The 1,950-nt window shown below is 59.7% G+C and carries 1 protein-coding gene and 1 pseudogene; one reads left to right on the top strand and one right to left on the bottom strand.

The annotated features are described in order from the left end of the window. Positions 1-125 precede the first annotated feature (125 nt). Positions 126-593: pseudogene (locus tag FS320_RS42440) on the top strand (IS6 family transposase); the annotation flags it as partial. A gap of 389 nt (positions 594-982) precedes the next feature. On the opposite strand, the gene FS320_RS42435 reads toward FS320_RS42440, so the two are convergent. Continuing rightward, positions 983-1,681 carry a zinc-binding dehydrogenase gene (locus tag FS320_RS42435; protein ID WP_244627744.1) on the bottom strand — a complete coding sequence of 233 codons (699 nt, stop codon included), beginning with the start codon at positions 1,679-1,681 and terminating at the stop codon, positions 983-985. Positions 1,682-1,950: the final 269 nt, after the last annotated feature.

Here is a 1,950-nt window from a genome sequence, read left to right as displayed (position 1 = left end):
CCGCACCTGTTTGCGCATTGGCGCTTTCTGCATGGAAATGGCCGAACATCGGGAGCCGTATGACGCGAGAGTGTCACGTACGGTTCTGGGAGCGCGCGGGGGTGAGATCCCCCCGCGCGACTCGCCAGGTCGTGATCGGCATCGCGGGCCAGAAGCATTGGCTCTGGCGCGCCGTCGATCAGCACGGGACCGTGCTCGACATTCTGGTTCAGAGCCGCCGCAATGCAAAAGCAGCCAAGCGGCTGTTGCGCAAGCTGCTCAGGAAGCAAGGCGTCGCACCTCGCGTGATGATCACCGACAAACTGGCCAGCTATGCCGCTGCAAAGCGAGAAATCATGCCGGGTGTCGAGCATCGGCAGCACAAGGGCTTGAACAATCGAGCGGAAAACAGCCATCAGCCGACCCGACGCCGCGAGCGGATCATGAAGCGCTTCAAGTCAGCCGGGCAGGCTCAACGCTTTCTCTCGGTTCACGATCAGGTGGCCAACCTCTTCCGCCGTCCTGCCAACTCTAATGCTGCTGATCACCGCAAGTCCCGCGCCCGAGCCTTCGGGGTCTGGGCCGAGGTAACCGGCGTCGCCGCTTGCTTCTGAGCTGACGGTCCAGGACGGGGGGATCTGCCTCAACCAGTTAAGTTGACGATGCCTTTTTGCGGCGATTCGGATTAACTCGGCTCCACCGGTGGCAATCTGCCGATTTGGTTGCGGTGCTGGCAATGCAAGCGCCATTCCCGAGCATTCAGGGGGTTCTGCCCAATTTCCACAGCCGAAAAGAAAGATGGTTAACGATCGGATAACGAAGCGGTACTCAGGGGGTGCTGCTGATTGGGAGGTGGAGATGGACAACGGGCCTGATGGTGGCAAGCGACCTTCAGCAGTCTCCGAAACCGAACTCCTGCGCCGGATCGGGCAAGATCTCCGCTCAATTTACGCGAACGTGACTAGGCAGCCTCTCCCACAGCGCATTCAAGCAACTCTGGCCCTCATCGATCGGGAGCAGAGGCTTGTTGAGCAGTTGCCTCGTACGCTGCCGCACTAAAGAAGGGTGGTGCTGTTCGCAAGACCACCTTGCCCGTGGATTCGCCTGACTCCAAGGCTCGATGAGCTTGAGCCACATCCGCCAGTGCAAAGGATCGGACTTTTGGTGCCTGCAGGATCCCTGCCTCTAACCAGGTGGTCAGGTCGTTGACAGCGGCGTGCAGCAGGTCGGTGCGGGCAAAGAGAAATGACAGATTGAACGCTACCACACCTTTGTTCTCGCTTGTCATCGACAAAGGATTGAAGCGCGGCATCCTCAGCATTCCGAGGGCCGCCTTGAGGTAGTTGATGCGCCCACCCTGTTTGGGCAACAAAGTGTGAAAGCCATAGACCAACAGCTTGCCCGTGGGCTTCAGATGGGCGTAGCTTTGCGCCAGGGTTTCAGGGCCGTTCGCGTCAAAGACCAAGTCGTAGCCGTCAGGACATAGGCGCTTGGCCTCATCCCAGAGCGACTGAGTGGATTTGTCGATCACGTCGTCTGCCCCGAGTTGGCGCACATACTCGACCTTGTGATTTCTCCCCACCACACCAATCACGTGCAGATTGTGCAGCTTGCATAGTTGGACAAGCGCTGAGCCTACTTCGCCGCCGGCCGAATGCACGAGCACCCGCATGCCGGGCCGGATCACCACGTTCTGCAGCAAGCCATGATACGCAGTCAGGTAGACGGCCAGGAAACCAGCGGCTGCCTCAAAGTCCAGAGCCTGAGGCTTAGACCACACCAGATCTGCCGGAGCACACACGTGCGTTGTAGCGCGACGCGCGAATGTGTGAGTAAGGCGACGGCCAGATTTACGAGATGTCGCCTCCGGTTGAAGTCGACCTACCGTGTCACGGGACGACACGGAGGAGCGCATGAGCCGGCTCGATCAGGAGGCTCGCATGACTATCAAGGCATTGGCGGCGCGGGGAG

The organism is Microvirga tunisiensis (genome assembly GCF_009296175.1).
Classification (GTDB): Bacteria; Pseudomonadota; Alphaproteobacteria; order Rhizobiales; family Beijerinckiaceae; genus Microvirga; species Microvirga tunisiensis.
Note: the sequence above shows the minus strand (reverse complement) of the source record. Positions and strands in the feature narration are given on the sequence as shown.